At 60.1% G+C, this 2,287-nt stretch carries 4 protein-coding genes; 2 read left to right on the top strand and 2 right to left on the bottom strand.

Features of this window, described 5'->3' with window-relative positions:
* Window positions 1-321: winged helix-turn-helix domain-containing protein (locus tag COGEMETH_RS25475; protein ID WP_238185447.1), on the bottom strand; the 321-nt coding region annotated here is incomplete at its 3' end.
* Window positions 322-544: 223 nt separating this feature from the next.
* Between COGEMETH_RS25475 and COGEMETH_RS25895 the strand changes: the two genes are divergently transcribed.
* Entirely contained in the window at window positions 545-736 is a 192-nt protein-coding gene (locus COGEMETH_RS25895; protein WP_373875435.1) for a transposase, read from the top strand.
* A gap of 303 nt (window positions 737-1,039) precedes the next feature.
* Window positions 1,040-1,330, top strand: a complete 291-nt coding sequence (locus COGEMETH_RS25470; protein WP_238185446.1) for a hypothetical protein — start codon at window positions 1,040-1,042, stop codon at window positions 1,328-1,330.
* 15 nt (window positions 1,331-1,345) lie between these two features.
* Here COGEMETH_RS25470 and COGEMETH_RS25465 read toward each other — a convergent pair.
* A partial coding sequence (locus COGEMETH_RS25465) for a hypothetical protein (RefSeq protein ID WP_238185445.1) occupies window positions 1,346-2,287 on the bottom strand: 942 nt, incomplete at its 5' end.

The raw sequence follows: 2,287 nt of genomic DNA, 5'->3' as shown, positions 1-2,287 counted from the left end.
AAGCCTGCAGGCTTCTTTGTAGAATATTTCAGGATCTTGAAATTGGGTGTAGGCTTTCTGCCCTGCTTCAGTAACGAGCCACAAGCCTTTGTTCTTTTGGAGCCAGCCAGCTTTAACGCAGTCGACGGTTGCGAATCGTAGAATCTTTTCGAAACGCTGCCCCCCGGACGGGTAAAGACCCTTTTCATATTCGGTCAGGCTGAAGGCGTTCCCGACCGCTTCGACAAGGGTGCTGGCCTTAACACCGCTCGGGTCAGTGATGAGCAGTTCAAACAGCTTCCGGAGAAACTCGCCCGTCCGCCGGCGTGTGATCACAGCCATCTTTAGCTCACCTGGGGGTATCGAAGCGGCATGGGTATCGCCGCCAGGATGCCCAGTCACCCCTATCCGGGCCAGCCAGGGATCTGTCCATAGCCATGTGGTGGCTGGAACAGACGCCCATCGCATTTATCGTACGCGTCCGGTGATGGCCGTGCTCGACGGCATCGCGCACCGGGCTGGAGCCTGACCTTAATGCTGGCGTTAAGGTCAGTGGGTCGGGGCGATGCGGGTCGAGGTGCTTGAGGGGGCCGAACGACGGCGGCGCTGCTCGTTCGAGGATAAGGCACGGATCGTCAAAGCTTCGTACGAGGCGGGAGTGTCGGTGTGTTCGGTGGCGCGCCGACACGGGATCGCCCAGGGCCCGCTGTTCACGTGGCGACGCCAGGCTCGGCACGGCCATCTGGTCCGGCGATAGGCCGAACTCGGCGCCGATGCACTCCACCGCCTTCGGAATGGTTGTTTCGCCTTCGGCTGCAAGACGCAGGACCGGTAGCATCAGGGTCTGGTAGTCGGGGATTTCGGGCAAGACGGGTCCGGGGCGTTCTTCGGCGCCAAGATGCAGAATGTAGACGCCCAAAAGCAAGACCAAGCCGAGCCGTTGACCCGGCAGAAATGTGTGAGGCGCCATCGGATGATCGGCTGGAGGTAGCCCGTCCCTCCCGCTAATCGAACCGAACTCGTCTATGATCCGCTTGCGTGGGCGGCGAAGGGGGTGGGTGTGGCCAGCACAGACCAATTGGCTGAGGCGTATGTCCAGATGCTGGCATCCTTCAGGCCCGCAGCTCCGCTGACCTTTATGAACCACGATGGCGATGGGGCGGCCTTGATCATCGCGGCCATAGTCGACCGCTGTGCATCGGTGGGACTGGGGCTGCGAGAGGTGGTGATCGGGACTGAGCTTGCTGATCACCTGGGCTTGAAGGATGGCATCGCACTCAAGCATGGGGAGCAGCCCATTATCCGAGTGGAGGCTGATCTGGGCCGTCAAGTCAGGTTCGAGGTGCGGTAAGGGATGCAATGGTGGCTATGGGATTGCCCCCCATACCGCCGTGACGACGCAGTGAGGGTAATACCTCGGCCATGAAGACCGGGCAGCTCGCATGATGGCTCTCGCTTGCCGAAGGCGGTCCTGCGGCGTGTGTGCAGCACGTGCAGCCCTGAGAAGCATCGCCTCGGCATCGAAGAACGGAACGCCCGCCCGTTTGAGCTTCTGACTGAGGGCCCACATTTCGGCATCGCCTCTGCCCGGCAGCACACCCTCCCTGTTCCACTGCTCCATGGCATCGTCCACCCTTGCCTGATCGAAGATGGGTCGATCACGCGTCTGCTTCTCCGGCGAGGCCTGGACAGCCTCTGCGCCGTAATCCTGTGTCTCGACTGGAATGGCGTCTTCCAGCCAATTGTCGACGTCGAGCGGTTTGCGACCTTCACCGTGATGGTCCTTCCAGATTTTGCCGGTTGGGTCCTTCGGCTGACAGGGCAGGTAGAATAGCGATGCAGCGTGGCGTTTGGTCAGATCGATGCCGTGAGCCTTCAGCCCCGGCCGTGCCGGATCTCGCTTGGCCAACGGGAACCCGCAGTCCTGGACGACCTGGATCAGTTGGTTGACGATGGAACGGTATTCACCGACCGACATGGTCCGACTGGTAGGGAAGTAAACACGGTACCTGGGTTCGGCCTTGGTCGAGCTGAAACTGTTGAAGACCACAGTCCGCTGATGCGGGAAGATTGCCGCGAGATCCTTATGGGTCATGTCACCAGCATCCACATCGAGCCAGATGCCATTGGCGGAGAGGACATTGGCCAAACCACGGTCGGTCGTCTCAGACAAAGTCGTGTCAAAAACCGCCGGGCTGATCAGGTAGTTTTCCTCCTTATGGACGATCTTCTCCTTATGAGCCTTCTTCAGAGCGGCGATGAACGTATCGTCGTTCATTTCGGGCACAACCGCTATCGAGTGGGTCGA

Origin of the sequence: Methylobacterium trifolii (genome assembly GCF_022179685.1) — a bacterium.
Lineage (GTDB): Bacteria > Pseudomonadota > Alphaproteobacteria > Rhizobiales > Beijerinckiaceae > Methylobacterium > Methylobacterium trifolii.
The sequence above is the reverse complement of the archived record's forward strand: the minus strand, read 5'-3'. Positions and strand labels throughout refer to the sequence as shown.